Origin of the sequence: Stackebrandtia soli, from assembly GCF_965137155.1 — a bacterium.
GTDB classification, from domain to species: domain Bacteria; phylum Actinomycetota; class Actinomycetes; order Mycobacteriales; family Micromonosporaceae; genus Stackebrandtia; species Stackebrandtia soli.
The window spans coordinates 1-1,470 of sequence record NZ_CBCRZX010000093.1 but is presented as its reverse complement, the minus strand read 5'-3'; the positions used below and the strand labels follow the sequence as shown (position 1 = coordinate 1,470).

1 protein-coding gene is annotated in these 1,470 nt (G+C 71.4%); it reads right to left on the bottom strand.

The annotated features are described in order from the left end of the window. Window positions 1-445: 445 nt before the first annotated feature. Complete coding sequence (gene pheA / locus ACM9NP_RS23935) at window positions 446-1,378, bottom strand: prephenate dehydratase (protein WP_415649038.1); 933 nt, start codon at window positions 1,376-1,378, stop codon at window positions 446-448. Between the last annotated feature and the right edge of the window lie 92 nt (window positions 1,379-1,470).

The following is a 1,470-nucleotide window of genomic DNA, read 5'->3' as shown; positions in this document are numbered from 1 at the left end:
GGCTTGGGCGACGGCGACGCGGGAGCGGATGCGGCGGGGGTTGGTGGCGTCGCCGNCGCTGATCGTTCCGGTGGCGCAGGTGAGGCGGCCGGCGAGGGCGAGGAGTAGCGCGGTTCGGCCGGTTCCGGCGTTGCCGAGGACGGCGACGAGGTCGCCGAGGCGGGCGCGGAGGTTGACTCCGGCGAAGNCNGGTCCGNGTTGTTCGGCGATGAGGTAGTGCGGTGTGGGCGGTGGTGGGGGCGTGGCGTCGTCGGCGTCGTCTTCGTCGACGGCGGCCATCGCCTGGGTGTCGGTCATGGCGGCGGCGCCCGGTTCGAGCCGTCCGAAGACGGCTGTCGAGTCGGGGCCCGGCGCCGGATCGTCGGGCCGGATCACTCACCCATCATCACATCGACGATCACCCACAGTGTTGTTACCGGCAATAACGGGTCGGATGGTGCGGTGGTCAGGCGCCGGCTTCTCTGAGGCCCCGGAGCCAGGTGACGGCGTCGGCGAAGTCGTGCCGGGCGAGGCCGATCGGCGCGGGGACGGGTCCGTCGTCGCCGTCGCGGGGGTAGGAGCCGAGGAATCGGACGTCGGCGCAGACGCGGCGGAGACCCATGAGCGCTTCTCCGAGTCCGGGTTCGTTGATGTGTCCGGCGCAGTCGAGGTAGAACGAGTATCGGCCGAGTCGTTCGCCGGTGGGTCGGGATTCGATTCGGGTGAGGTTGACGCCGCGGACGGACAGTTGGGTCAGTACCGATTCGAGTGCGCCGACCTTGTCGTGGGAGATGTAGACGACGAGTGAGGTGACGTCGTTGCCGGTGGGTGGCCCGGCTGGTCCCGGGCGGGATACGAGGGCGAAGCGGGTGGCGGCGCGGTCTCCGTCGCCGACGTCGGTGGCGATCACGGTCAGGCCGCGTTGTTCGGCGGCGAGTGGGGAGCACACGCAGGCGGGTTCGGTGCCGTTCGCGACGGCGGTCGCGGCGGCGGACGTCGACAGGACCTCACCGAGGGTCGCTTGTGGATAGTGTCGGCGCAGCCATGATCGGCATTGGGCGATCGCGTGCGGGTGCGAGACGACTCGATCGACCGGGGTGGACTTCGACGCGACCGCGAGGACGAAGGTGACGGGTAGGACGACCTCGGCGGTGATGAGAAGCGGGGCGCCGTCGACGAGTCCGTCGAGGGTGACGGGGACGGAGCCCTCCTGCGAGTTCTCCAGCGGGACGAGCGCCGCGTCGACGTCGCCGTCTCGCACCGCGTCGAGGGCATCCGGGATGCTGCTGACGGGAATCGTCGTCCCCCGCCTGGCGGCGGGCAGCCGCCGCAGCGCCGCCTCGCTGAACGATCCCGGCGGCCCGAGGTAGGCGAAACGTGACGGCGGCACTCCTGGCATGCCCGCCAGCTTAGAACCCCGCCCGGCGGGTCGGACGCGGCAGCGTCTCGGGTGTCGGGACTGCCGCGGCGGTCGTCAGGATGGGGAGGGGG